Genomic DNA, 23233 nt, shown 5'->3' on the forward strand with positions numbered 1-23233 from the left:
GCTTCCCTAGCGCCGTTCGCGGGAGCGTTTGACAAGGCGGCCGATGGTGAAGGAGGTGCGCGGCGCGTAGACGTAATGGGTGCGCTCTTCCGGCACCGGCCGGGCACGCATCCGGCTGAGGCCGAAGATGATCAGCAGCACATGGCCGCAGGCGACATAGGCAAACAGCGCAGGCGGCCCGAAGGTGTCGATCAGCGCCGAGGAGACGTAAGGCGAGGCGATGGCGCCGAGCGCATACCAGAACATCAGCGCCGCCGACAGTTCGACCCGCTCGGCGGAAGTGGCAAAGTCGTTGGCGTGGGCGGCGGAGACCGAGAAGATCGGAAAAGTGGTGAAGCCGAAAAAACCGGCCGCCAGCATCACGCCGAGGGTGCCGCTGCCGCTGGCGGCCATGGTGATGGCGCAGCTGAGGATGGCGACGCCCGACAGCCAGATCAGCACCCAGCGGCGGTCGTATTTGTCGGCCAGCCAGCCCATCGGGTATTGCGCCAGCGCCCCGCCCAGCACGAAGGACGCGAGGAAAAAGGCGATCTGATCGATGGCGAGGCCGACTTCCTGTCCGTAGACCGGGCCGACCATCCGGAAGGAGGCGGAACTGAGCGCGGCAACAATCACCCCGGCCACCGCCAGCGGCGAGCAGCGCCAGGCCAGTTTGGGGCGCAGGCGCGGGGCGTCGGGGGTTTCGGGCTGGCTGGCCTTGGTCAGGGTCAGCGGCAGCAGCGCGGCGCAGCACAGCACCGCCAGCAGGTTGTAGGAGACATAGGCCGCAGGCGGCAGCACCGCGATGATCAGCTGTGCCGCCAGCGAGGCGCTCATGTCGGCAATCCGGTAGGTGCCCATGGCACGGCCGCGGTTTTCGTTGGTGACCTTGGCGTTGAGCCAGGCCTCGATCACCGTGTAGGCGCCGGCCACGCACAGGCCGGAGGCGATCCGCATCGCCGCCCAGGCGTAGGGGCTTTCAGTCAGGGTATGGCCCAGCAGCCCCATGGCGCCAAGCGCGGTGCAGACGGCAAAGGCGCGGGAATGGCCGACATTGCCCATCAGCCGCGGCGCCCACCAGCAGCCGATGAAGAAGCCGAAGAAATGGGCCGAACCGAGGAGGCCGATCTGCTCTTTGGTGAAGTTCAGAGTCAGGCCTGAGATGGCATCGAGCGGGCCGACGCCTCCGGTCGACAGCTGCAGCAGGATGACGGAAAGAAACAGGGCGGCAAAGGAGATGATCAGGCGCATAACGGCCCGACCATGACAGGCTGGGGCACCATTGCCAGCCGGTTTCCGCCATTCCGGTGTCGTATTTTTGCGCGGCGGTGCTTTTGCGCACCGGGCACGGGGCGGCGGCTCAGCCGGTCCGGCGGATGCGGGCCTTGATTTCGAGGTTCACCCGGTCGGCCACCAGCTCCGGGTATCCGGTGGCGCCGAAAGCCGCGCGGCTGAGCCGGCCGGAAAGGTGCACGTCCAGTTCGCGCAGCTCGTCCGGCGCGGTGCCGGGCAGGCGGTAGAGCGCGGCCTGCAGGGTGAGCGGCCGGGTGGTGCCGCGCAGGGTGAGGCCGCCGCGGATCTGCGCGCCGCCGGAGAGCCGCCCGTCTGGTCCCAGGCGGACCTGGGTGGAGCGGAAGCGGATCTCCGGAAACCGGGCGGTGTCGAGCATGCCGGGGCTTTTCAGCGCTTCGGTGGCAAAGATCAGCCCGGTGCGGACGCGGCGTGCGTCGAGGGTGATGTCGGCCTGGCTGCGGGAAAGATTTTGGGGGTCGATCCGGATGCGGGCCGCGCGGACCGGGACCCGGCCATGCTGCGGCTGGCCGCTGAGCAGGAAGGTGAAGCGCACTTCGGTGGCCTCCGGAACAAGGCGGTACGGCAGGGGTGCGGCCAGCAGCCGGTGCGGCGCCAGCAGCGCGGCGCTGAGGCAGGCAAGCAGGGTCCGGCGCTCAATCCGTGGGGGGCTCATGCGGGTTTTGCCATTCTGCACCAATCCGTTTTCTGTGCTGCAGCCCGAGCTTATCCGGTATGTCTGCTGCGGGCTGCTCACTTTTCCGCGTGCGCCCGTGAAGCGGCGGCGGGCTCCCGCCAGGCTCCGGCTTCTTGGCAAAAGCCTGCGCCTGTTGGGCCCGGCACCGGGCAAAGCCCGGTGCCGGGCCCAAGGCCGCTAAGGCGGCGCTGGCGCAGCCAGGGCCTCCTGCGGGCGCGGGAGGGCTCCGGCAAGGCTGCGGGGCAGGCCTTGGGCGGGCGGGGCTGGATCGCGGGCGGCAGGGCAGGGCGGGGCTGGATCGCGGGCGGCAGGGCAGGGCGGGGCCGCCCGGAGCGGGCTGCCGGCGGCGGCTTGTGTGACCTGCCAGCTGCGGGGGGGCAGGGTGCGGGCGCGCAGGCGCTGCAAGGTCCAGCAGCTCCGCGGGGCGGTGGCGCCGTCACCGGTTCGCAGCCCCTGCGCCGGGAAGGCATGGACAGGGAAGGCATGGGCCGGGGCCAGGTGCCAGCGGCTTTCGACGCCTTGGGCGCCGCCCTGGCCGGGGGTCAGCAGCAGCCCCAGCGGCGCCGGGCCGAAGCGGCCGCCTGCCTCCGCCGCCAGATGCAGCCGCCGCACCGGAGTCATGGCGGGCGGTTCGGACAGTTCCGCCACCACCAGCGCCGCTGCGCCGCTGCGCAGGGCTTCCTCCATCGCCCAGAGCTGATCCTCCGTCCGGGCGGCGCGCACAAACAGGAAACGAATGGGGCTTGCCTCGCCTGCCAGCCCGTCCGGGTTCGGCTGGCGGCCGCCCCGGGCCGGGGACAGCCACAGCACCGGCCCCGGCCTGGGGTCCTGGGCGGCAGCGGCCAGCCAAAGCGCAAAGCTGTGCCGGGCCGGACCGCAGGCCTCATGCGTGCGGCCCTGTTCCAGGGCAATCCCGTCCATCAGGGACAGCGCGGGACGGGGCCTGTGGCGGCAGCGGGTGAGCAGGTGAGTCGGCATGGGGGGAATATATCGAGTTCCCTTTTTGTTCTCAATTGCGGGCTGCAGCACGGGGAGCGCAGGCGCACTCCCGCCCGGGTCCGCGCCTCCGCGGGAGGCGCCTTTCCGGTTGGGCCGGGCGCCGCGCGATGCGCGGCGCGGCAGCGCTTGCGGCAGGCCGGTTCAGAAGCAGTCAGGCCGGGGCAAGCGCGTCTTCCAGCGCCTGGAAGAAATCCGCTCTGGCATGTGTCTCGATCCAGGGTTTGTGGCCGCAGCGCTGCAGCAGGCGGAAGCGCAAATCCGGCAGGATCTTCCGCAGGGGCTGTTCAACGCCGGCAGCCGGGTGCGGATCGTGATCGCCATGAAGCGCCAGCACCGGGCAGCGGATCCTCGCCGCCTCACGCAGCAGCGTGCCGGAGCGGCGCAGCTCTGCAGCCTCGGCCCAGACGCTTCCGAAAATCCCGCGGTCAAAGCAGAGGGGCGGACGCGGAAGGTCCGGCAGCAGCGCATAAGCCTCCGCCTTGTCCAAAAGCTGCAGCGCGCGCGCCAGTCCGGCCGCTGTGTCCATGCCGCCGCCGCAGAGCAGCGCGGTCAGCTCCTGCCATTCCTCGGGCAGCAGCCGGGCCTGCCGGGCCGCTGCGATCTGCGCGGCAAACCCGGCCTCGAACGGCGGGCAGCCCGCCAGCACCAGCTTGGATACCAAGCCCGGATGCCGGGCTGCCAGCAGGCAGGCCAGCCAGGCGCCCCAGGAAAAGCCGATCAGAACCGCAGGTGTGGCGCAGGCCGCCTCCAGCTGCAGCCGCAATTCGCAGATCTGGCCGCCCACGGAGGCGGCAGACTGCCAGGGTTCCAGCACGCCATAGCCGCGGGCGGCCAGCTCTTGCGCCACCGGCGCCATTTCCCCGGCTGCGCCGGGGCCGCCGTGGAGCACGGCAGCCGCGAACGGCGGGAGGCCGTGCCGCCGGAGGCTATCGGGGGCGGGACGCATCCTGTTGAGGCCCCGGGACTCAGCCCTCGCGCGGCACCACCGGGCCGCCCTGCTTGGCCCATTCGGTGAAGCCGCCTTCCAGATGCACCACCGGCTTCAGCCCCATTTCCATCGCCGCTCTGGCACTCAGCGCCGAACGCCAGGCGCTGGCGCAGTAGAACACGTAAGTTTTGTCCTGGTTGAACACCGGCTTGTGATAGGGGCTGGCCGGGTCGATCCAGAATTCCAGCATGCCGCGCGGGCAGGAGAAGGCGCCGGGGATCATGCCCGTGCGCTGCAGCTCGCGGATGTCGCGCAGGTCAATGAAAACATGGCCCTCGTCCAGAACCTTCTGCTTGGCCTCTTCGACAGGCATGGTCTCCACCAGGCTGTTGGCTTCGGCCAGCAGCGCCTTGACGCCCTTGGTGATGGTCTGCGGCATCGGATTTCCCTTCCATGTTTGTGCTTAGGCTGGCGGGTTTGCCGCGCGGGTGCAAGCGGGTTGCACTTTCCGGGGGCGGCTCTAGGGTCGCAGGCAAATCCGGAACAGGGGAGCGCGGCATGAAACTGAACCCATTGGGACGCACCGGCATGATGGTGTCCGAGCTGTGCCTGGGCACGATGACCTTTGGCACCCAGACGACCGAAGACGAGGCCCATGCGCAGATCGGCATGGCGCTGGCGGGCGGCGTGAACTTCGTGGATACCGCCGAGATGTATCCGGTGAACCCGGTGAGTGCGGACACCCTCGGCAACAGCGAGCGCATCATCGGCAGCTGGAATGCAAAGACCGGGCGGCGCGGGGACTATATTCTGGCGACCAAGCATTCCGGCGAAGGCATGAAGCATGCGCGCGGCGGAGCGCCGATTTCATCGGCAACCATCGCCCCGACGATCGAGGCCTCGCTGAGGCGGCTGCAGACCGACTACATCGACCTGTACCAGTTTCACTGGCCGAACCGCGGCAGCTACATGTTCCGGCAGAACTGGAGCTATGACCCCTCCAGCCAGAACCGCGAGGAAACGCTGGCCAATATGGAGGACTGCCTGGAAGCGCTGCAGCGCGAAGTGGAGCGCGGCACCATCCGCGCCTTTGGCCTGTCGAACGAGAGCGCCTGGGGCACTGCGCAATGGCTGCGGATCTCTGAGGAGCGCGGCTGGCCGCGGGTGGCCTCGATCCAGAACGAATATTCGCTGGTCTGCCGGATGTATGACACCGATCTGGCAGAGCTGAGCGTGAATGAGGATGTGGGGCTCATGGCGTTTTCGCCGCTGGGCACCGGACTCTTGACCGGCAAGTACCAGGACGGGGCGGTGCCGGAGGGCTCGCGCAAATCGATCAACCCGGAACTGGGCGGCCGCCACTCGCCGCGGGTCTACGATGCGGTGGCGGCCTATCTCCAGATTGCTGAGCGGCACGGGCTGGACCCGGTGCATATGGCTCTGGCCTGGTGCCGGACGCGGCCGTTCATGGCCTCTGCGATCTTTGGCGCCACCCGTCTGCCGCAGCTGGAGCATCTGCTGAAGTCGGTGGAGCTGGAGCTGAGCCAGGATGTGCTGGATGACATCAACGCCGCCCACAGGATGCACCCGATGCCCTATTGAGGCAGGGCGGGGCACTCCCGCGCCCGCAGGTGATCCGGCTTTGCCGGACCCCCTTGGCGGCCTTGGGCCAGGCTCAGCGCCGCAGGCGCTGAGCCTGGCCCAACGGGAACGGTGCATTTTCCAAATGCGCCGGTGACGGGCGGGAGTGCTTCGTTGCCGATGTGCTGCGCACCGCCGCTGCGCGGCGTTTGACCGGCGTGCAGATGCCGCCGGTCAGTGCGCAGTCGGGCGCGCCTGTTCCTGCCGGAGGTCCCGCGCCGAGGTGCCATGCGCGGTGCGGAAGGCGCGGGCAAAGCTCGATTGCGAGGTGAAGCCGGTGGCAATCGCCACCTCCATCAGCGGCATGTCGGTGTCGGTCACCAGGCGCCGGGCCTCGGCCAGGCGCAGCTGCAGGTAATGATCCTGCGGCGTGGTGTTGAGGCGCAGGCGGAACTGCTGCTGCAGGCTGCGCGGGCTGGTGCCCAGGGTCTCGGCAATGGCGCTGAGCGGCAGCGGCTCGTCCAGCGCCGCCTCCATCAGCGCATTGGCCTTGGCGGTCAGCGCATTGTGCTTGTGGCCGCCCAGGCGGCTCTGCGGGCGGGAGGATGGCGCCGGGCCGTCGTAGAGGAACAGCCCGGCTACGCGGGCGGCAAAACCGGCACCGTGGCGGGCGCTGATGATATGCAGCATCATCTCGATCGCGGGGGTTGCGCCGCCGGAGGTCAGGCGGCCTTCGGAGACCGTGAAGCGGTCATTGCGGGTGTCCACCTCCGGGAAGCGGCCGGAGAAGTTTTCCAGATCTTCCCAGTGGGTTGTGGCGGGGTGGCCGTCCAGCAGCCCGGCCTCGGCCATCAGCCAGGGGCCGCCGTCGATGCCGGCAATTGTGGCGCCGCTGGCGGCGATCCGGCGCAGGCCCGCGAGCAGGCTGGGGGTGGCGTGGCGGGCCAGCTGGAAACCGGCAACGACGATCAGCAGCTCGCAGCCCTGCAGCCGGGTCAAGGGAACGCTGGGCACGGTGAGGCCGCTGGTCAGCATCGGCGGCTCGGCTGTGGCGCTGACGTAGTCCCAGTCAAAAGCCGCCCGGCCCGCCAGCCGGTTGGCGGCGCGCATCGGGTCCACCGCGGCGGCAAAGGACAGCGTGTTGCATTCATCCAGCACCAGCAGCGCTGTTTTCAGCGGCTTGTGCTCGGGCTGCAGGATGTTTTTTGCGGATTTCATCAACTTCGATTCGCCTGGTGTAAACTGTGCCGCAAAAGGCTGCGGCAGAGTCGCCCTTAGCGCAAATCAGAATCTGGGGAGGAGCCTGGGGATAACCCGAGGCAAAACCCTGTACATCGAAGGGAAAAGCAAAATGCCTCTGGAAATGAACCGGGATGTCTTCATCACCTGTGCCGTGACCGGCTCTGGCGGCACCCAGGATCGCAGCCCGCATGTGCCGCGTTCGCCCAAGCAGATCGCCGAGTCGGCCATTGCAGCGGCCAAGGCCGGGGCGGCCATCGTGCACTGCCACGTGCGTGATCCGGAGACCGGCGTGCCGAGCCGCCGCCTGGATCTTTACCGCGAGGTGACTGACCGGATCCGCGATGCGGATGTCGATGTGGTGCTGAACCTGACCGCGGGCATGGGCGGGGATATGGTGTTCGGCGATACCGAAAACCCGCTGCCAGTAAACCCCGCGGGCACCGATATGGTGGGCGCGACGGAACGCGTGGCGCATGTGGCGGAATGCCTGCCGGAGATCTGCACACTGGATTGCGGCACCATGAACTTTGCCGAGGCCGATTACGTGATGACCAACACCCCCGGCATGCTGCGGGCGATGGGGCAGATGATGACCGATCTGGGCGTCAAGCCGGAGATCGAAGCCTTTGACACCGGCCATTTGTGGTTTGCCAAGGAACTGGTGAAGGAGGGGGTGCTGGACAGCCCCGCCCTGGTGCAGCTTTGCATGGGGGTGCCGTGGGGGGCGCCGAATGATCTGAACACATTTATGGCGATGGTCAACAATGTGCCGTCGGATTGGAACTGGTCGGCGTTCTCTCTGGGCCGGGATCAGATGGCCTATGTGGCGGCGTCCGTTCTGGCCGGCGGCAATGTGCGGGTGGGTCTGGAAGACAACCTGTGGCTGGGCAAGGGCCAGCTGGCGGAGAACTGGCAGCTGGTGGAGCGTGCCGTCTCCATCATCGAGAATATGGGCGGCAAGCTGATGGGCCCGCAGGACGTGCGCGAAAAGCTGGGCCTGGCCAAGCGCGCACCGGCGGCAAAGTAAGCGGTGGAAATTGGGGGGCATGCGCGCACCGTTTTTACACCCCCTGTGCACCGCCGCGCTGCGGCAAAAAGGACAGATTGGGGGCTAGCCCCCCAAACCCCCAGGATATTTACGGCCAGAAGAAGAGCCGGACGGTTCTCAAAGGAAGTCATATGAAAACAGCAGCAATCATCGGCGGCGGGGTAATCGGGGGCGGCTGGGCCGCGCGGTTCCTGCTCAACGGCTGGGACGTGCGGGTGTTCGACCCGGATCCGGAAGCGGAACGCAAGATCGGCGAGGTGCTGGACAATGCGCGGCGCAGCTTGCCGGGTCTCGGCAATGTGGCGTTGCCGGCGGAAGGCAGCCTGACCTTCCATGACACCATTGCCGGAGCCGTGGACGGTGCGGGGTGGGTGCAGGAGAGCGTGCCGGAGCGGCTGGACCTGAAGCAGAAGGTCTATGCCGAGCTGCAGGCCCATTGCGCGCCGGATGCGGTGATCGGCTCATCCACCAGCGGCTTCAAGCCGTCGCAGCTGCAGGACGGGCGCGAGAACCCGGGGCAGATCGTGGTGACGCATCCTTTCAACCCGGTCTATCTGCTGCCGCTGGTGGAACTGGTCACGACTGAGGCCAACCCGGCAGGTGTGATTGACCGGGCCAAGGAGATCATCTCGGGCCTTGGCATGTACCCGTTGCACCTGAAGAAGGAAATCGACGCGCATGTGGCGGACCGTTTCCTGGAGGCGGTCTGGCGCGAGGCGCTGTGGCTGGTCAAGGACGGCATCGCCACCACCGAGGAGATCGACAATGCGATCCGCTACGGCTTTGGCATCCGCTGGGCGCAGATGGGTCTGTTCGACACCTACCGCGTGGCGGGCGGCGAAGCCGGCATGAAGCATTTCATGGCGCAGTTCGGCCCCTGCCTGTCGTGGCCCTGGACCAAGCTGATGGATGTGCCGGAATTCAATGATGAGCTGGTAGACCTGATCGCAGGCCAGTCGGATGCCCAGTCGGGCCATCTGCCGATCCGCAAGATGGAGCAGATCCGCGACGGCAATCTGGTCGGCATGATGCGCGCACTGGGCAACAACGACTGGGGCGCCGGCGCGCTGCAGAATGCCCATGACAAGGGGCGCGAGGGCGAGGCCGGGCTGGTTGGCTCGGTTGAGGATCTGGAGGACCTGAGCCAGCCGGTGCTGACCCAGAGTCGCGTGGTGCCGCTGGATTGGACCGACTACAACGGTCATATGACCGAAAGCCGGTATCTGGATGCCTTTGCGCAGTCCACCGACCGGCTGATGATGATCATCGGCTGTGATGCGGAGTATATCGCCAATGGCGGCAGCTATTTCACCGCCGAGACCCATATCCGCCACATCGACGAGGTGCATGCGGGCGATCCGATCCAGGTGCGGACGCGGGTGATCATGGGCGCGGGCAAGAAGATGCATCTGTGGCATGAGATGTATTCCGGCGAGCGCCTGCTGGCGACGGGTGAGCATATGCTGCTGCATGTGGACCTGAAGACCCGCCGCTCGGCGCCGCCTGCGGCGCATATCGAGGCCAACCTGGTGAAACTGGCCGAGGCCCATGCGGCACTGCCGGTGCCGGACGGTCTGGGCCGCGCGATCGGAGCACCGCGTTGAGCCGGGTTCTGATCACTGCCGGCGGGTCGGGAATTGGCCGCGCCATGGCCGAGAGCTTTGCCGCCGCCGGCCATCAGGTCTGGGTGACGGATGTCAGCGCGGTTGCGCTGGCAGACGTGCCGGAGGGCTGGCGGACAACGGCGGTGGATGCCACCGATGAGGCGGGCGTGAAAGCACTGTTTGCGGAAATCGCCGACGTTTGGGGCGGGCTGGATGTGCTCTGTGCCAATGCAGGCATTGCCGGTCCGACCGCGCTGATCGAGGACGTGGCACTTGAAGACTGGCGCAAATGCGTGAGCGTCAATCTGGAGGGCTGCTTTCTGGCCGCAAAATACGCGGCGCCGATGATGAAGGCCGCCAAGGCGGGGTCGATCATCGTGACGTCTTCGACCGCGGGGCAGTACGGCTATCCGAACCGGGCGCCCTATGCTTCGGCGAAATGGGCTGTCATCGGGCTGATGAAGACACTGGCGATGGAGCTTGGCCCCTTTGGCATCCGTGCCAACGCAATCTGCCCCGGTGCGGTGGAAGGCCCGCGGATGGAGGGCGTGCTGGAACGCGAGGCCGCGGCCAAGGGGATGACCCGGGACGAGGTCTATGCGGGCTATGCTGCCGGCACCTCGATGGGCAGCTTTGTCGAGGCCCGCGACATTGCCAATATGGCGGTGTTTCTTGGCTCCGACGCGGCGCGGCTGGTGTCCGGGCAGGTGATCGCCGTCGACGGTCATACGGTGAACCCGGATCCGAAGGTCTGAGGCCGGCTGCAAGGGAACAGGAGGGCGCCCAGCGGGGCGCTTTCTTTCCCGCAATCGCAAATGCCCGCAGACGGGCAACGTTTCCCGGAGCGGGAAACGTCCCGGAAAACACGTGTTTTCCGAGCCGGAATTCGCGACGAATTCCGGCGCCGCTGCCGGTGTGTTCAGGAAATTGCGGCCCTCAGCGCCCGGAGGCGGCCGGGCAACTGCCGCGCGGTGATATCGGCTTCGCGCACCAGGTTGTCGAAATGGCCGGTGAAGGTGGCGATCCGCTCCTTGTCGCGGAAGGCAAGGTAATGGGTGCCGGCATAGAACACGCACAGAAGCGGTCCGAAGATGGTGATCGGGGATGAGTAAAGCCGCTTCGCATCGAACAGGTAGATGCGCAGGCGGGGGTAGAGCTGCTCGCAGAGACGTTCGAACTGCTGAAGCTGTTCGATCCGGATCTCCAGCGGCAGGCCTTCGTAATAGCCGACCGCATGGGCAAAACTGTCGAGCTCATAAAGCGGCATGGCGATTTCATAATCTGACGGCGACTGGCGCATCCAGGTGAGCCGGTCCTCGGAGGCGCCGATGGCCTGGCCGGCGGTGCGGCCCAGGTGGGGGGAGTATTCCCATTCCAGGAGCGCCCGGGTTTTCAGCATGTCAGGCAGGGCGGCCGGCACATGGCGGATCTTGTATCCCTCGGCCTCCTGATGCCAATCAAAGATCCGTTCGTCCACCAGGGCTCGGGGCGCCTCGGTGAGGGTGAGGCTGGAGGCCAGCAGCTCTGCCGCGCTTTCGGGCCGGTCGGAGAGGCTGAGCAGCCAGTCGGCGGAGACCCCGAGAGCCCCAGCGCAGGCGCCGACCACATGGGCGTTGGGCAGCCGCGCGCCCTCATCCGTCAAGAGCTGCGAAATGGTGGAGCGGTCCACCCCGACGGCGCGGGCCAGGGCGCTTTGGCTGAGGCCGCTGTCGCGCAGCGCCCGGTTCAGTCTTTGCCGGAATTGCTCTGCCCGCACCCGTTTGTCGATATTTTCTATCATATGTTTTGAAATATCACATTCGATGGATTTTGTTAACTGCATTCGGAATTCTGCACAGCCTCCTGCTGCGGTACTTTGAAAACAAGCACTTATCCAAGAATAGCAGGAGGCAGTATGGAAACGCGCAAGCGCTCCATTGTGAAGGCGGTAATTTGGAACGTTCTCGGGCTGGTCTCGATGACGCTGGTGGGGCTGGCGGCCACCGGCTCTGTCAAGGCGGGCGGGGTGATGGCGCTGATCAATACCGGCATCGGTTTTACCGTTTATCTGATGTACGAGCGAGTCTGGGCGCAGATCAGCTGGGGGCGGCGCCATGTCTGAGCGCAGCACCGGACATATGCCGCGGGGCGTGGAATGGGGCACCCTGTCGCTGATCGTTGCCTGTTACGGCGGCTGGCTTGCGGCGCTGTGGCTGCTGCCTTCGGTCAGTCTGGCGCTGACGGTTCTGGCGCTGGGGGTGATGACGGCGCTGCATTCCTCGCTGACCCATGAGGCGTTGCATGGGCACCCGTTCCGCCGCCGCTGGCTCAATGAGGCGCTGATGTTCTTTCCGCTGAGCCTGGCAGTCCCCTATGGCCGGTTCCGTGACACCCATCTGGCGCATCACGAGGATGAGGCGCTGACCGATCCCTATGACGATCCGGAGAGCAATTTCCAGGATCCGGGTGTCTGGTCCAGGCTGCCGGCCTGGCGCAAGGCCCTTTTGCGGATCAACAACACGCTCTTGGGACGGGTCGTGCTGGGGCCGCTGATCGGCCAGGTCTGCTTTATGGCGGGAGACTGGCGGCTGATGCGCAGGGGCGTGCCGGGCATCGCGCGGGACTGGCTGCTGCATGCCCTGGGCCTGGTGGTGGTGATCTGGGTGGTGGTTCAGTCGCCTGCGCCGCTGTGGGCGGCGGTGCTCGGCGCCTATACGGGGCTGGGCGTGCTGAAGATCCGCACCTTCCTGGAGCACCGGGCGCATGAGACCGCCCGCGGCCGCACCGTGGTAATCGAAGACAGGGGGCCATTGGCCTTCCTGTTCCTCAACAACAACCTGCACATCGTGCACCACATGCATCCGGGCGTGCCCTGGTATGCGCTGCCGCGGCTGTACAGGGCCCGCAGGGCGGAGTTCCTGAAAGCCAACGGCGGCTATATCTACCGCAACTACCTGCAGATTTTCCGCAACTACCTGCTGCGCGCCAAGGACCCGGTGCCGCATCCGCTCTGGCAGCAGGGGGAATAACGGCGCATAAGCGGGGCCATGTTTGCCTGGATCCCCGTTTCCATTGCCGCCGCCTCCTTTCAGACCGTGCGGTTCATGCTGCAAAAGGTCCTCAGCAGCGTGACGCTGACGCCGGGCGGAGCCACCTTCGCCCGGTTCCTCTATTCCGCACCGGTCATCCTGGCCGGGCTGGCGCTGTATCTGGCGGTTTCCGGGCGGTCTCTTCCGGCGCTGCCGCCTGCGTTCTGGCTGTATGCCGCCATTGGCGGCACCGCGCAGATCCTGGCGACGGTCTGCGTGGTGGCGCTGTTCAAACAGCGCAATTTTGCGGTGGGAATCACTTTCAAGAAAACCGAGGTCATTCAGACAGCCATTGTTGGATTGGTCGTTCTGGGCGACCCGGTTTCGCTGGGCGGCTGGCTGGCGATCCTGATCGGGCTGGCGGCGGTGCTGGTGCTGTCCCGCGCACCGGATGCGGCGGGCGCCTGGTGGCGGCACCTGACCAACCGGGCGGCGCAGCTGGGGCTGGGGTCGGGGGTGCTGTTTGCCTTTTCCGCCGTCAGCTACCGCGGCGCCTCATTGCAGCTTGGCGGCTTGGAACCAGCGTTCCGCGCGGCGGTGACGCTGGCGGCGGTGGTCTGTTTGCAGACGCTGTTCATGGCGGTTTGGCTGGGCCTGCGCGACAGGGGCGAGATCGCCCGGGTCTGGGCTGCCCGCCGGGTGGCGGTCTGGGTGGGGCTGACCAGCATGGGCGGCTCGTTCTGCTGGTTCTGGGCCTTCACGTTGCAGAATGCGGCCTATGTGAAAGCAGTGGGGCAGGTGGAACTGCTGCTGTCGCTGCTGGCATCGGTACTGTTTTTCAAGGAGAAAGTTTCCACCCGCGAACTGGCGGGCATGGGACTGCTGATCCTGTCGATCCTTGTGCTGGTTCTGGCCATTTGAGCCGGTGCGCCAGCGGCAGGGCAGCCGGAATTATACGATAATTCCGGCTCGGAAAACACGTATTTTCCGGGACGTTTCCCGCACCGGGAAACGTTACCCGTCTGCGGGCATCGGGTAGCCCTTGAGGCGCAGGAACAGGCTGGCCTCGTCGTTGTTGTGGAAATAGGGCACGCTTTGCGGCGGCTTGGCATCGCGGACGCGGGCGGTGACTTCGGCCAGCACCACCTCGGTGATGAAGGGCAGGTCGAAACTGCGCACCCGGCTGAGCGGGATCCACTGCAAATGCGACAGTTCATCCGCGGCGCGGGAGAAATCGTCCAGGTCGCCGGTGATCTGATCGGCATCGATCAGGAAGAAACGCGCATCGAACCGGCGCGGGCGGCCCGGGGGGGTCAGGGCGCGGAACACGAACTGCATGGCGCGCGCCGAAGGCAGGTGTCCCGTGTCGGCAAAGCTTTGCCAGTCTTCGGGCACCTCGCCGCTCCAGCTGCCGGGCTCGCCCAGGATCAGGCCGGTCTCCTCCCACAGCTCCCGCACGGCAGCGACGCTGAGGGCATGGTGCATGCCGACGGGCGCCTTGTCGGCCAGGCGTTCCTGGCAGACGGATGAGATTGGCGAGGCCAGTGGGACATGCGCGTCCGCCAAATCTACAGCGCCGCCCGGGAAGACAAACTTGTTCGGCATGAAAGCCGCCTTGGCGCCGCGCTGGCCCATCAGCACCTGCGGGTCGCCGGTCATCCGGCCGCGCATGGCAATGACCGTCGCCGCATTGCGGACTGCGGTCTTGTCGGTAGTGGTTTCGCCGCAAAGAAATGTGTTGCTCATGCTTTTACTGCCCTTTTCCAGCCGGGGTGTCCTCGCCGAACCCATGCATCCGCCGCGCCCATTGGTAGGCGATGACGATCCCCTTCATCCGCGGCAGAAGATACAAGGAAGAGGCCAGGCAGCCAATCGCGAACACGGTGAACATCACCAGCGGCTCGGGCCGCCAGGAGAAATAGACCACATGCATCAGCGGCGCCATGATGTGGCCGACAATCAGGATGGTGAGGTAAGCCGGCCCGTCATCGGCGCGCGCCCGGGTCAGGTCCAGGCCGCAGCGGCTGCAGCGGTCGTTCACCTTGAGATAGGAATGCAGCAGCCTGCCTGTGCCGCAATTGGGGCATTTGCAGCGCCAGCCCCTGGCCAGGGCGGGCAAGGTGGGCCGGTCATTGTCTGCGCCGGGTGCGGCCGCGGCCGGGGACTCGTTCATGAATAAATCCTGTGTGCTGGGCATATCTTTGCGCGCTTCGGCAGGTCCGCGAAAGGGGAAAGCCCGGAGTCTGCGCCGGTTTGCCGCAACGTGCGGCGGCGGGTGGAAAAAAACTTGCGGGTTCTGCGACGGATCCGCGGGGCTGGGGCGTTTTTCCTATGCATCGGGCAGCAAGAGGCTGCCGCAGGACAAAGGAAAGACGACATGAAACACGTCAAGTTCATCGCCGCCATCGTTGCCGCTGCAACTGTGACCGCAGGCGGCGCTGCCCTGGCCAAGGGATTTGGCCATCACGGGGCCAGGATGTCCTTCGAGGAAATCGACGCGGATGGCAATGGCGAGGTGACCAAGGCCGAGATCCAGGCGATGAAGGACGCGCATTTTGCCAGAGCCGATGCTGATGGCGACGGCAAGCTGACGCTGGACGAGATGCAGGCGCGCGCCCAGGAACGCGCGAACGAGCGCGCCGCCCGGATGCTGGAACGTTTTGACAAGGACGCCGATGGCGCGTTGAGTAAGGAAGAGCTGCCGCAGCCGCGCCGGGCGGGCAAGAAGTTCGACCGCATGGATGCCGACGGCAGCGGCGGGATCTCCAAGCAGGAGTTCGATGAAGCCCGGATGCATCACGGCAAAGACCGGCATGGTCACGGCGGGCACGGGGACGACACGGAGCAGAACTGATCGCTGAAGGGTGCTGCATAAAGCGGAAATATTGCGGCGCCGGCCCCCCGATGCGGGGCCGGCGGCCATGAGCGCAGCGGCGGAGGAAATCTCCGACGATGCGCTTCTGGTGCTCTATGCCACTGGCGACGGACGGGCCGCGGCTGAGCTGACCGCGCGGCTGGGTCCGCGGGTGTTCGGCGTCGCCATGCGGGTGATGGGGATCCGCGCCGAGGCCGAGGATGTGACCCAGGAGGCGATGCTGCGGCTGTGGCGGATGGCGCCGGAATGGCGGCCGGGGGAGGCGCAGGTTTCGACCTGGCTGTACCGGGTGGCGATGAACCTGTGCATTGACCGCAAACGGCGTGCCCGCGGCGGTCATGTCGATCTGGACGCGGTGCCGGAGCCGCCGGACCCGGGCCGCTCGGCAGCGGACCAGCTGCAGGAGGGCGCGCGGCAGGATGCGCTGCAGGCGGCGCTGATGCGATTGCCCGAGCGGCAGCGGCAGGCCGTGGTGCTCAGGCATCTGGAAGAGCTTTCGAACCCGGAGATTGCCGGGATCATGGACATCAGCGTCGAGGCGGTGGAGAGTCTGACCGCCCGGGGCAAACGGGCGCTGGCCGCGGCACTGGCCGGGCGGCGCGAAGAGTTGGGGTATAGCGATGGCTGAGACGGATAAAGCACTGCAGGAGCTGGAGGATCTGTTTGCCGCGGCGCGCGCCGAGCCGCCTGCGCTTCCGCAGTCTCTGACGGCTGCCATCCTGGCGGATGCGGCCCATGCGCAATCCGGCTTTCAGGCCGCGGCGCCGGGGCGGGCGGCACGGCAGCCTTTGTGGCGGCAGCTGATCGAGGCGATTGGCGGCTGGCCCGCCATCGGCGGCCTGGCAGCGGCCAGCGCGGCGGGCCTGTGGATCGGGATGGCGCCGCCCTCCTTTGTGCCGGACCCGGTGGTGCTGGCCGGTTTCGAGGACGCCAATACGGCCGTTCCCTATGACAGCTACGACATGGCGGCAGTGCTGAGCGAGGACCTGCAATGAACGCGGAAGGCAAAAGCGGAATGCGGTTATGGCTGAAGCTGCTGCTGGCGGGATCGCTGGCGCTGAACCTGGCGGTGATCGGTCTGGCGGCGGGGGCGGCCTGGCGGTTTTCCGGCAAGGAAAAACACTGGCGGCGGCCGCCGGACATTGGCGCGATGATGTTCCGCGAACTGGACCGCGATACCCGCAAGGCGCTGCGGCAGGCCGCGGGCGGGGACCACGGCAGTTATGCCAAGCGCCGCCGTGCCGAAGGCGAGGCGGTGATCCAAGCGCTGCGCAGCGCGGAGTTTGATGGCGCCGCGCTGCTGGCGGGCCTGCGGACCCAGTCAGAGGCGCGGCATGATTTTCACACCAAGGTGCAAGAGGCCTGGGTGCGCAAGCTTGAAGCAATGACACTGCACGAGCGGGCCGCCCTTGCCGACCGCCTGGAAGAGCGGATGCAGCGCAGCGGCGGGCGCTGGCATGAACGGCGGGAAAAACGGGATTGAGCTGCCGGCGCTGATTAATGCCAGTTTCCTGCGCCTGAAGGCAGCCCTGGGGGCTGCCTTTTTTGATCGGCCGGGCGGCCGGATCAGGCCGCTTGGATGCATTCCGGAGACAGGGTCACCTGGTTGCGGCCGGCGTTTTTCGCATTGTAGAGCGCCTGGTCAGCCTTTTCGACAAGTAGGGCAGTACTGTCATCCTTGCCGCCGCCGCCCATCACCGCGCCGATGCTGATGGTGATCCTGACCGGTTCGGCGGCGCCGGGCACCTGGAACGGGGTGCAGTTGATTGCGTTGCACAGGGCGATCGCGGCAATGCCGGCTTCGGCCTCGCTGGCGCCGGGAAGCACCGCCATGAATTCCTCGCCGCCGACGCGGGCCAGCAGGTCGGCCGGGCGCAGCACGGCCTGCATCCTGCGGGCGGCCTCGATCAGCACAGCGTCGCCAGCCGGGTGGCCGTACAGGTCGTTGATCTGTTTGAAGTGATCGAGATCGGCCAGCATGACGGCGAATTTCCCGCCATTGGCGGCCGCGGAATGTGCCACCCGGTCCAGGAACGGCTTGGCATAACGCCGGTTGTAGAGTCCGGTCATCGGATCCAGCACCGCGGCGCGCAGCCCGTTGCGGACGCTGTCGCGCAGCCGGTCCTTGCGGACCTTGTGCTGCAGCTGGGCGGAGAGCCGCAGTTCCAGTTCCTCGACATCAAAGCCGGTCTGCAGCACGTCATGGGCCCCGCGGTCGAGCGCCTCGGCGGCGATATGCGGGTCCGCCGGATTGGGCACGGCAATCACCACCGACTGGCGGGTGGCGGCGCGGGCACGCAAGTCGGCCAGCAGGCGCAGGCCAGGGCCGGCCGAGGCCTCGTTCAGTTCGATGACGATGGCGTCTGCCACCGGTGCCTGCATCAGCCCCTGGATATCGCTGATCGCATAGGTGCGCAGATCAAAGGGCAGCCGGCCGGAAAGCCGGTCACGCCAGGCCATGGCGGTGCGCGGATCCTGCGCCACCAGGGCAACGGAGGCGTCGCGCAGATCCTCGGCGCAAGCGCGGTCGCTCAGCGGCAGGATGAAACCATGCGAGGCGTCGCGCTGCAGGTTCAGTTCTTCAGTGCTGCTGCGGGCGCGCAGCAGGCTGCGGATGCGGGCCTGCAGGATCACGTCATCCACCGGCTGCTGCAGGACGTCGTCGACGCCGGCGGCCAGAGCCTGCAAACGGGCTTTGGAACCCTCCCAGTCGGAGACCGCGATCACCGGCAGGTCGGCCAGCGCCTCATCTCCGGCCAGCTCGCGCTTCACATCGGCGGCGGTGCCATCGGGCAGCGACATGGCGCAGAGCACAAGGTCGGGACGGTGCTGGCGCGCGGCCTGCAGCGCTTCAGCCACGCTGCCGGCCTGCACCGCATCGTAATAGGCAGCCGCCAGCTGCACCTTCAGCATGATGCGGTTGGTGGAGACGCCGTCGATGACCAGGATAGTGCCTTGCACGCGGTATCCTTTCGCCCCTTGCAATTCCTATGCCTTGCAGCTTTGCTGAGACTGGTTAAGAAACTCTTTCGGATTTTTACTAAATTGGCCGCAATGCGGCAGGAGTGTGGGGAACATGCGGAATTCCGCCGATGGCGCTGAGACCCTGGCGCTGAAAGCCCTGGCCTGGCTGGCCGGGAATGATGAGCTTTTGCCGGTGTTTCTGGGTGCAACCGGGGCCAGCGAAGCGGATCTGCGCGCGCGGGCGGCGGAGCCGGAGTTTCTGGGCTCGGTGCTCGACTTCTTAACGATGGACGACAATTGGGTGATGCAGTTCTGCGATTGCGAAGGTCTGGCCTATGACATGCCGCTGCAGGCGCGGATGTCGCTTCCGGGCGGTGCGCAGGTGAACTGGACTTGAGATTGGCTGGGCCTGTGCCTAGGCTCGCGCCAGAATCCAGCGGAGAAAAGGACCCGCCATGCCCGTTGATGCATTCCTGTTCGACAAGGACGGAACCCTGTTCAACTTTGCTGCTACCTGGAATGGCTGGGCTGCAGATTTGCTTGAAACCCTGTCCAGGGGCGACCGGACCGTCAAGCAGGCGATGGCTGAGGCGATCAGTTATGACCTGGAGCGCCAGGCGTTCAACCCGGACAGTCTGGTCATTGCCAGTTCCAACGATGAAGTGGCCGAAGCGCTTGCCCCCTATGTCGCGGATATGAGCCTCGGAGAACTGACGGCATACCTGGCTGAAAGTGCGGCGGATGCCGAACTGGCGCCGGCAGTGCCGCTGGCGGAATTCCTCGACGGGCTGCTGGCGCGCGGCAAGGTGCTCGGGGTCATGACCAATGACGCCGAGAGTTCGGCCAGGATCCAGCTGCAGCGGGCGGGAGTGCTGGACCGGTTCGCCTTTGTCGCGGGCTGCGACAGCGGCCATGGCTCCAAGCCGGACCCTGACCCGCTGCTGGCGTTCTGCAAGGCCGCCGGCGTGGCTCCGGAGCACACCGCAATGGTGGGAGACAGCCTGCATGACCTGGAGGCCGGTGCGGCTGCGGGAATGCGGCGGATCGGCGTCCTGACCGGCATGGCGCTGCGCGAGGAGCTGGCGCCGCATGCCGATATCGTGCTGCCTGACATCGGCCACATCGCGGCCTGGATCGACCGCTGACCGGCCAGTGATTCCCATGGACTGAGACGGCAGGGGGTGGGCCCGCCGGCGCACGGCTCTTGTGCGGCTGGTTTTGCTGCGGCATACTAGGCACAAGTGTACAGAAATATCCCGCACCGCCGGTTCCCATAGTAAATGCGACAGGCTTGGTCGGGAACGGACTGTTCCCGCCGGCTGGGATCGGCACAGTGGGTGGCTATCGGCATTTTCGAAACTTTGATCCAGGGGAGACCGGCATGGCAGACACAGGGGCGCGCAAGAGGCGGGGCGGGGGCAGGGCAGGCGCAGCGGCGCGGCGCGGCAGTGCGGCGCTGGAGCAGATGCCCTGGCAGATCCCGGTCAACATCGACCGCCCGACCGAGCCGTTGAGCGAGGAAGGCATCCAGGCGATCCATGAGGGCGCCATGCGGATCCTGGAAGAGATCGGCGTGGTGTTCCTGAATCCGGAGGCGCTGGAGATCTTCAAGCAGGCCGGTGTCAAGGTCGAGGGCGAACTGGTCAGGATGGACCGGGACTTTGTGATGGAGATGGTGGGCAAGGCGCCCCGCGAATTCTCCATTACCCCGCGCAATCCCGACCGGACCATTCCGCTGGGCGGCAATCACATCCTGTTCGGCAATGTCTCCTCGCCGCCGAATTACTGGGACATGGAGCTGAACAGGAAAGTGGCGGGCAACCGCGAGCAGTGCCGCAACCTGCTGAAGCTGACCCAGTATTTCAACTGCATCCACTTTGCCGGCGGCTATCCGGTGGAGCCGGTGGACATCCATGCCTCGATCCGCCACCTGGATGTGCTTTATGACAAGCTGACCCTGACCGACAAGGCGATGCACGCCTACTCGCTTGGCAAGGAGCGGGTCGAGGACGTGATGGAGATGGTGCGGATTGCCGGCGGGCTCAGCCATGAGGAATTCGATGCCAAGCCGCATATGTACACCAACATCAACTCCACCTCGCCGCTGAAGCACGATTTCCCGATGATTGACGGCTGTCTGCGGCTGGCGCGGCGGGGGCAGGCCATCGTCGTCTCGCCGTTTACCCTGGCAGGGGCCATGGCGCCGGTGACAATGGCCGGTGCGGTGGCACAGTCGATTGCCGAGAGCCTGTGTGCCATAGCGCTGTTCCAGTACGTGCGTCCCGGCACGCCCTGCGTGATCGGCACCTTCACTTCCAACGTGGACATGAAATCGGGCGCGCCGGCCTTTGGCACGCCGGAATACATGCGCTCGACCCAGATGACCGGGCAGATGGCGCGGTTCTACGGCCTGCCGATGCGCTCGTCCGGGGTCTGTGCCGCCAATGTGCCGGACGGTCAGGCGGTCTGGGAGACCTCGAACTCGCTGTGGGCGGCGGTGCAATCGGGCACCAACATGGTTTACCACGCGGCCGGCTGGCTGGAGGGCGGGCTGATCGCCAGCCCCGAGAAGTTCATCATGGACTGCGAGATCCTGCAGCAGATCGAACGTTACATGCAGCCGCAGATCTCGGCCACCGGCCCCGATGAGATCGCCCTGGATGCAATCAGGGAGGTCGGCAACGACGGCCATTTCTTTGGCATACAGCACACCCAGGACCGCTATGCGACGGCTTTCTACCAGCCGTTCCTGAGCGACTGGCGCAACTATGAGGCCTGGGAGGCAGCGGGCGCCACTTGGACCGCGGAGCGTGCGCACAAATTGTACAAGGAGATCATTGCCGACTTCGAGGAACCGCCGATGGACGCCGCGGTCCGCGAAGAACTGGCGGACTTCGTTGCCCGCCGCAAGACTGAAGGCGGTGCCCCAACAGATTTCTGAAGCGGCGGAAGCCCGGGAAAAGCGGAGGGGGCCCCTCCGCTTTTTTGTGCGCAGGGCGCGGCATAAGGACAGAAACCGCCGGTCGGATGCCAAAGAACGTGCCGCGGGCTTGCCTATGATCGCCTGCCGGTCCAGTAGGGGCAGTGCCAGGGGGGCCGCAGCGGGCGCGCAGGCACGTGTTGGAAAGGTATGAGTTTCACCGGATGAGATCGGCCGAAGTGCCAGCTGCCAGCCAGTAATTGCGTTGCGCGCCGGGCCGGTTTCTGCTGCTGAAGGTGCAGGTTTCGTGCAAGAGTTGATTGAATCGGGTAAAATGTGCGCGTTTGACCACGCAAATTTGCTTTGTTGGGCCTTTCTTAACCTGCGGGCGCCAAGACTGGGGCATAGGCAAAGAGGGGCCATTGCATGCACGGTCTGATCAACAGGGCGATTCAGGCTTTTGTGACCAGTACCTACGGGGCGGACCGCTGGGAAGAGGTTATGGAAGAGGCCGGGCTTGGATTTACCGAGTTCGAAGCGATGCTGTTTTACACCGACGAGCAGTCCGGCCAGATGCTGGCAGCGATGGGAAAGGTTCTCGCGCGCCCACTGCCGGAAATGCTGGAGGACATGGGCACATTTCTGGTATCCAATCCCCAGGTGGAGGCCTTGCGCCGGCTGTTGCGCTTCGGCGGCGTCAACTATGTGGAATTCCTGCATTCTCTGGATGATCTGCCGGACCGGGCGCGGTTGGCGGTGTCGGATTTGAATCTTCCCGGGCTGGAGCTGCTGGAGCAGGCGCAGGACCAGTTTGAACTGATCTGCCAGCCGGGGCTGCCTGGCTATGCGCATGTTCTTATGGGGGTCCTGCGGGCGATGGCGGATGATTACGGCGACCTGGTCTTTCTGGACCACAGCGGCATGCAGGACGGGGCCGAAGTGATTTCGATCACCCTGGTGGAAACCAAATTTGCTGCAGGGCGCGAATTCGACTTGGGGGCGCATTCCTTATGATGACACTCCAGCAGCTGACCGGAATGGCGGGTGTGATCTGCCCGATGTACACCATCATAGATGCCAAGGGACGGATCGTCTCTGCCGGGCCGACCCTGAAAAAGCTGCGTCCGCAGCTGAGTTGGGAGGGGCGGCGGTTCTTCCGGGTATTCGATCTGTCCCGCCCGCGTTCGGTGCGCTCGGTGGAGGATCTGCTGAGCACCTCCGGCAGCAAGCTGCACCTGCAGTTCCGGGATGAGCCGCAGACCGGCCTCAAGGGAGTCTGCACGCCGCTGCCGGACGGCCAGGGGGCGTTTGTCAATCTCTCCTTCGGGATTTCGGTCCTGGAAGCCGTGCGCGACTATGATCTCACCAGCGCGGATTTCTCACCGACTGATCTGACCATTGAAATGCTGTATCTGGTCGAAGCGAAATCCGCCGCGATGGAGGCCTCGCGCCAGCTGAACACCCGGCTGCAGGGCGCCAAGATCGCGGCTGAGGAGCAGGCCTTTACCGACACGCTGACCGGGCTCAAGAACCGCCGGGCGATGGACCATGTGCTGGGGCGGCTGATCAACAGCGGCCGCGAATTTGCTCTGATGCATCTGGACTTGGATTTCTTCAAGCAGGTGAATGACACTCTGGGCCATGCGGCCGGCGATGCGGTGCTGCAGCAGGCGGCGCGGATCATGGTGGAATGCACCCGCCAGTCGGACACAGTCGCCCGGGTCGGCGGCGATGAATTTGTGATGATTCTCGAGGGGGTTCTGGACACGGCCAGGCTGGCGGCCATAGCCAAGCGGCTGATTCAGCGGCTGGAAGAGCCGATTCCCTTTGGCGGTCAGGCCTGCCGGATTTCCGCCAGTGTCGGCACCACACTGTCGACCTGGCAAAAGCTTCCTGATGCGGTGCAGCTGCTGAACCAGGCGGATCTGGCGCTTTATGCTGCCAAACGGGCCGGGCGGGCGCAGCATTTTTTCTACCGCGAAGGCATGGAGAAGGAAGAGGCGTGCGGCAGTGCCAGTGCCACGGCTTCCCCGCTTCCGGCCGCGGCTCCCGGCCCGGCCTCCTGAAGAAAGACACCGCAGCAGACGGATTGGATGGG

Annotated in this window: 26 protein-coding genes; 16 read left to right on the top strand and 10 right to left on the bottom strand. The window is 66.0% G+C overall.

Annotation, left to right across the window (positions count from 1 at the left end; all coding sequences use genetic code 11):
• Positions 1-6: 6 nt before the first annotated feature.
• The 5 genes from OKQ63_RS04875 to OKQ63_RS04895 all read right to left on the bottom strand — a co-directional run bounded on the left by OKQ63_RS04875 (position 7) and on the right by OKQ63_RS04895 (position 4332).
• Positions 7-1230, bottom strand: coding sequence for an MFS transporter (locus OKQ63_RS04875; protein ID WP_264212843.1), 1224 nt, complete (start codon positions 1228-1230; stop codon positions 7-9).
• 109 nt (positions 1231-1339) lie between these two features.
• Positions 1340-1945, bottom strand: coding sequence for a YceI family protein (locus tag OKQ63_RS04880; protein WP_264212844.1), 606 nt, complete (start codon positions 1943-1945; stop codon positions 1340-1342).
• 198 nt (positions 1946-2143) lie between these two features.
• The gene (locus OKQ63_RS04885; protein ID WP_264212845.1) at positions 2144-2944 is read right to left on the bottom strand and encodes an ImuA family protein; all 801 of its coding nucleotides are present in this window, start codon (positions 2942-2944) and stop codon (positions 2144-2146) included.
• A gap of 172 nt (positions 2945-3116) precedes the next feature.
• On the bottom strand, positions 3117-3812 hold the full coding sequence (locus OKQ63_RS04890) for an alpha/beta fold hydrolase (protein WP_264212846.1): 696 nt from the start codon (positions 3810-3812) through the stop codon (positions 3117-3119).
• Positions 3813-3930: 118 nt separating this feature from the next.
• Positions 3931-4332, bottom strand: a complete 402-nt coding sequence (locus tag OKQ63_RS04895; protein WP_264212847.1) for a rhodanese-like domain-containing protein — start codon at positions 4330-4332, stop codon at positions 3931-3933.
• A 119-nt stretch (positions 4333-4451) separates the two neighbouring features.
• Here OKQ63_RS04895 and OKQ63_RS04900 point away from each other — a divergent pair, with 119 nt between their 5' ends.
• Positions 4452-5495 (top strand): aldo/keto reductase, encoded by a 1044-nt coding sequence (locus OKQ63_RS04900; RefSeq protein ID WP_264212848.1) that lies wholly within the window; start codon positions 4452-4454, stop codon positions 5493-5495.
• A gap of 213 nt (positions 5496-5708) precedes the next feature.
• Here OKQ63_RS04900 and OKQ63_RS04905 read toward each other — a convergent pair whose 3' ends face one another.
• Positions 5709-6692 carry a GlxA family transcriptional regulator gene (locus tag OKQ63_RS04905; protein ID WP_264212849.1) on the bottom strand — a complete coding sequence of 328 codons (984 nt, stop codon included), beginning with the start codon at positions 6690-6692 and terminating at the stop codon, positions 5709-5711.
• 133 nt (positions 6693-6825) lie between these two features.
• Between OKQ63_RS04905 and bcoG the strand changes: the two genes are divergently transcribed.
• The 3 genes from bcoG (at position 6826) to OKQ63_RS04920 (ending at position 10123) form a co-directional block, all read left to right on the top strand.
• Positions 6826-7743 (top strand): 3-dehydrocarnitine:acetyl-CoA trimethylamine transferase BcoG, encoded by a 918-nt coding sequence (gene bcoG / locus OKQ63_RS04910; RefSeq protein ID WP_264212850.1) that lies wholly within the window; start codon positions 6826-6828, stop codon positions 7741-7743.
• Between the two features lie 152 nt (positions 7744-7895).
• Positions 7896-9368 (top strand): carnitine 3-dehydrogenase, encoded by a 1473-nt coding sequence (locus OKQ63_RS04915; RefSeq protein ID WP_264212851.1) that lies wholly within the window; start codon positions 7896-7898, stop codon positions 9366-9368.
• Between the two features lie 44 nt (positions 9369-9412).
• Positions 9413-10123, top strand: coding sequence for an SDR family oxidoreductase (locus tag OKQ63_RS04920; RefSeq protein WP_264213877.1), 711 nt, complete (start codon positions 9413-9415; stop codon positions 10121-10123).
• A gap of 164 nt (positions 10124-10287) precedes the next feature.
• On the opposite strand, the gene OKQ63_RS04925 is transcribed toward OKQ63_RS04920, so the two are convergent.
• Entirely contained in the window at positions 10288-11148 is an 861-nt protein-coding gene (locus OKQ63_RS04925; protein WP_264212852.1) for a helix-turn-helix domain-containing protein, read from the bottom strand.
• Positions 11149-11262: 114 nt separating this feature from the next.
• Here OKQ63_RS04925 and OKQ63_RS04930 point away from each other — a divergent pair, with 114 nt between their 5' ends.
• The 3 genes from OKQ63_RS04930 to OKQ63_RS04940 are packed head-to-tail and all read left to right on the top strand — an operon-like array spanning position 11263 to position 13297.
• Positions 11263-11469 (top strand): DUF2061 domain-containing protein, encoded by a 207-nt coding sequence (locus tag OKQ63_RS04930; protein WP_259957000.1) that lies wholly within the window; start codon positions 11263-11265, stop codon positions 11467-11469.
• Positions 11462-12376 (top strand): fatty acid desaturase, encoded by a 915-nt coding sequence (locus OKQ63_RS04935; protein WP_264212853.1) that lies wholly within the window; start codon positions 11462-11464, stop codon positions 12374-12376. Before OKQ63_RS04930 ends, OKQ63_RS04935 begins: the two co-directional genes overlap by 8 nt.
• Before the next feature lie 18 nt (positions 12377-12394).
• Positions 12395-13297, top strand: coding sequence for an EamA family transporter (locus tag OKQ63_RS04940; RefSeq protein WP_264212854.1), 903 nt, complete (start codon positions 12395-12397; stop codon positions 13295-13297).
• Positions 13298-13390: 93 nt separating this feature from the next.
• Here the strand turns inward: OKQ63_RS04940 and OKQ63_RS04945 are convergent, their stop codons facing one another.
• Positions 13391-14122, bottom strand: a complete 732-nt coding sequence (locus OKQ63_RS04945) for an NUDIX hydrolase (RefSeq protein WP_264212855.1) — start codon at positions 14120-14122, stop codon at positions 13391-13393.
• Positions 14123-14126: 4 nt separating this feature from the next.
• Positions 14127-14549 carry a DUF983 domain-containing protein gene (locus OKQ63_RS04950; RefSeq protein ID WP_264212856.1) on the bottom strand — a complete coding sequence of 141 codons (423 nt, stop codon included), beginning with the start codon at positions 14547-14549 and terminating at the stop codon, positions 14127-14129.
• Between the two features lie 204 nt (positions 14550-14753).
• Here OKQ63_RS04950 and OKQ63_RS04955 point away from each other — a divergent pair, with 204 nt between their 5' ends.
• The 4 genes from OKQ63_RS04955 (at position 14754) to OKQ63_RS04970 (ending at position 16734) form a co-directional block, all read left to right on the top strand.
• On the top strand, positions 14754-15230 hold the full coding sequence (locus OKQ63_RS04955) for an EF-hand domain-containing protein (protein ID WP_264212857.1): 477 nt from the start codon (positions 14754-14756) through the stop codon (positions 15228-15230).
• A 67-nt stretch (positions 15231-15297) separates the two neighbouring features.
• Complete coding sequence (locus OKQ63_RS04960; RefSeq protein ID WP_264212858.1) at positions 15298-15879, top strand: RNA polymerase sigma factor; 582 nt, start codon at positions 15298-15300, stop codon at positions 15877-15879.
• Positions 15872-16246: a hypothetical protein gene (locus OKQ63_RS04965; RefSeq protein WP_264212859.1), complete on the top strand. Its 375-nt coding sequence runs from the start codon at positions 15872-15874 to the stop codon at positions 16244-16246. The genes OKQ63_RS04960 and OKQ63_RS04965 overlap by 8 nt, the downstream gene beginning before the upstream one ends.
• Positions 16247-16266: 20 nt before the next feature.
• Positions 16267-16734, top strand: coding sequence for a periplasmic heavy metal sensor (locus OKQ63_RS04970; protein ID WP_264212860.1), 468 nt, complete (start codon positions 16267-16269; stop codon positions 16732-16734).
• An 83-nt stretch (positions 16735-16817) separates the two neighbouring features.
• On the opposite strand, the gene OKQ63_RS04975 is transcribed toward OKQ63_RS04970, so the two are convergent.
• A complete protein-coding gene (locus tag OKQ63_RS04975) occupies positions 16818-18212 on the bottom strand; it encodes a diguanylate cyclase (RefSeq protein ID WP_264212861.1) in 1395 nt (464 codons plus the stop codon).
• Positions 18213-18327: 115 nt separating this feature from the next.
• Here OKQ63_RS04975 and OKQ63_RS04980 point away from each other — a divergent pair, with 115 nt between their 5' ends.
• From OKQ63_RS04980 to OKQ63_RS05000, 5 genes are all read left to right on the top strand, one after another.
• Positions 18328-18612 (top strand): DUF3572 domain-containing protein, encoded by a 285-nt coding sequence (locus OKQ63_RS04980; RefSeq protein ID WP_264212862.1) that lies wholly within the window; start codon positions 18328-18330, stop codon positions 18610-18612.
• A gap of 58 nt (positions 18613-18670) precedes the next feature.
• Positions 18671-19360, top strand: coding sequence for an HAD family hydrolase (locus tag OKQ63_RS04985; protein ID WP_264212863.1), 690 nt, complete (start codon positions 18671-18673; stop codon positions 19358-19360).
• A 236-nt stretch (positions 19361-19596) separates the two neighbouring features.
• A complete protein-coding gene (locus OKQ63_RS04990; RefSeq protein WP_264212864.1) occupies positions 19597-21156 on the top strand; it encodes a trimethylamine methyltransferase family protein in 1560 nt (519 codons plus the stop codon).
• Between the two features lie 405 nt (positions 21157-21561).
• On the top strand, positions 21562-22149 hold the full coding sequence (locus OKQ63_RS04995) for a heme NO-binding domain-containing protein (RefSeq protein WP_264212865.1): 588 nt from the start codon (positions 21562-21564) through the stop codon (positions 22147-22149).
• Positions 22146-23201, top strand: coding sequence for a GGDEF domain-containing protein (locus tag OKQ63_RS05000; protein WP_264212866.1), 1056 nt, complete (start codon positions 22146-22148; stop codon positions 23199-23201). The genes OKQ63_RS04995 and OKQ63_RS05000 overlap by 4 nt, the downstream gene beginning before the upstream one ends.
• Positions 23202-23233 lie beyond the last annotated feature (32 nt).

This window comes from Leisingera thetidis (assembly GCF_025857195.1).
Classification (GTDB): Bacteria; Pseudomonadota; Alphaproteobacteria; order Rhodobacterales; family Rhodobacteraceae; genus Leisingera; species Leisingera thetidis.

Excerpts from the sequence above, each read along its gene's own strand:
- OKQ63_RS04875 (WP_264212843.1), bottom strand. The coding sequence starts at position 1,230 with ATGCGCCTGATCATCTCCTTTGCCGCCCTGTTTCTTTCCGTCATCCTG.
- OKQ63_RS04880 (WP_264212844.1), bottom strand. The coding sequence starts at position 1,945 with ATGAGCCCCCCACGGATTGAGCGCCGGACCCTGCTTGCCTGCCTCAGC.
- OKQ63_RS04885 (WP_264212845.1), bottom strand. The coding sequence starts at position 2,944 with ATGCCGACTCACCTGCTCACCCGCTGCCGCCACAGGCCCCGTCCCGCG.
- OKQ63_RS04895 (WP_264212847.1), bottom strand. The coding sequence starts at position 4,332 with ATGCCGCAGACCATCACCAAGGGCGTCAAGGCGCTGCTGGCCGAAGCC.
- OKQ63_RS04900 (WP_264212848.1), top strand. The coding sequence starts at position 4,452 with ATGAAACTGAACCCATTGGGACGCACCGGCATGATGGTGTCCGAGCTG.
- OKQ63_RS04905 (WP_264212849.1), bottom strand. The coding sequence starts at position 6,692 with ATGAAATCCGCAAAAAACATCCTGCAGCCCGAGCACAAGCCGCTGAAA.
- bcoG (WP_264212850.1), top strand. The coding sequence starts at position 6,826 with ATGCCTCTGGAAATGAACCGGGATGTCTTCATCACCTGTGCCGTGACC.
- OKQ63_RS04915 (WP_264212851.1), top strand. The coding sequence starts at position 7,896 with ATGAAAACAGCAGCAATCATCGGCGGCGGGGTAATCGGGGGCGGCTGG.
- OKQ63_RS04920 (WP_264213877.1), top strand. The coding sequence starts at position 9,413 with ATGGCCGAGAGCTTTGCCGCCGCCGGCCATCAGGTCTGGGTGACGGAT.
- OKQ63_RS04925 (WP_264212852.1), bottom strand. The coding sequence starts at position 11,148 with ATGATAGAAAATATCGACAAACGGGTGCGGGCAGAGCAATTCCGGCAA.
- OKQ63_RS04930 (WP_259957000.1), top strand. The coding sequence starts at position 11,263 with ATGGAAACGCGCAAGCGCTCCATTGTGAAGGCGGTAATTTGGAACGTT.
- OKQ63_RS04935 (WP_264212853.1), top strand. The coding sequence starts at position 11,462 with ATGTCTGAGCGCAGCACCGGACATATGCCGCGGGGCGTGGAATGGGGC.
- OKQ63_RS04940 (WP_264212854.1), top strand. The coding sequence starts at position 12,395 with ATGTTTGCCTGGATCCCCGTTTCCATTGCCGCCGCCTCCTTTCAGACC.
- OKQ63_RS04945 (WP_264212855.1), bottom strand. The coding sequence starts at position 14,122 with ATGAGCAACACATTTCTTTGCGGCGAAACCACTACCGACAAGACCGCA.
- OKQ63_RS04950 (WP_264212856.1), bottom strand. The coding sequence starts at position 14,549 with ATGAACGAGTCCCCGGCCGCGGCCGCACCCGGCGCAGACAATGACCGG.
- OKQ63_RS04955 (WP_264212857.1), top strand. The coding sequence starts at position 14,754 with ATGAAACACGTCAAGTTCATCGCCGCCATCGTTGCCGCTGCAACTGTG.
- OKQ63_RS04960 (WP_264212858.1), top strand. The coding sequence starts at position 15,298 with ATGAGCGCAGCGGCGGAGGAAATCTCCGACGATGCGCTTCTGGTGCTC.
- OKQ63_RS04965 (WP_264212859.1), top strand. The coding sequence starts at position 15,872 with ATGGCTGAGACGGATAAAGCACTGCAGGAGCTGGAGGATCTGTTTGCC.
- OKQ63_RS04970 (WP_264212860.1), top strand. The coding sequence starts at position 16,267 with ATGCGGTTATGGCTGAAGCTGCTGCTGGCGGGATCGCTGGCGCTGAAC.
- OKQ63_RS04980 (WP_264212862.1), top strand. The coding sequence starts at position 18,328 with ATGCGGAATTCCGCCGATGGCGCTGAGACCCTGGCGCTGAAAGCCCTG.
- OKQ63_RS04985 (WP_264212863.1), top strand. The coding sequence starts at position 18,671 with ATGCCCGTTGATGCATTCCTGTTCGACAAGGACGGAACCCTGTTCAAC.
- OKQ63_RS04990 (WP_264212864.1), top strand. The coding sequence starts at position 19,597 with ATGGCAGACACAGGGGCGCGCAAGAGGCGGGGCGGGGGCAGGGCAGGC.
- OKQ63_RS04995 (WP_264212865.1), top strand. The coding sequence starts at position 21,562 with ATGCACGGTCTGATCAACAGGGCGATTCAGGCTTTTGTGACCAGTACC.
- OKQ63_RS05000 (WP_264212866.1), top strand. The coding sequence starts at position 22,146 with ATGATGACACTCCAGCAGCTGACCGGAATGGCGGGTGTGATCTGCCCG.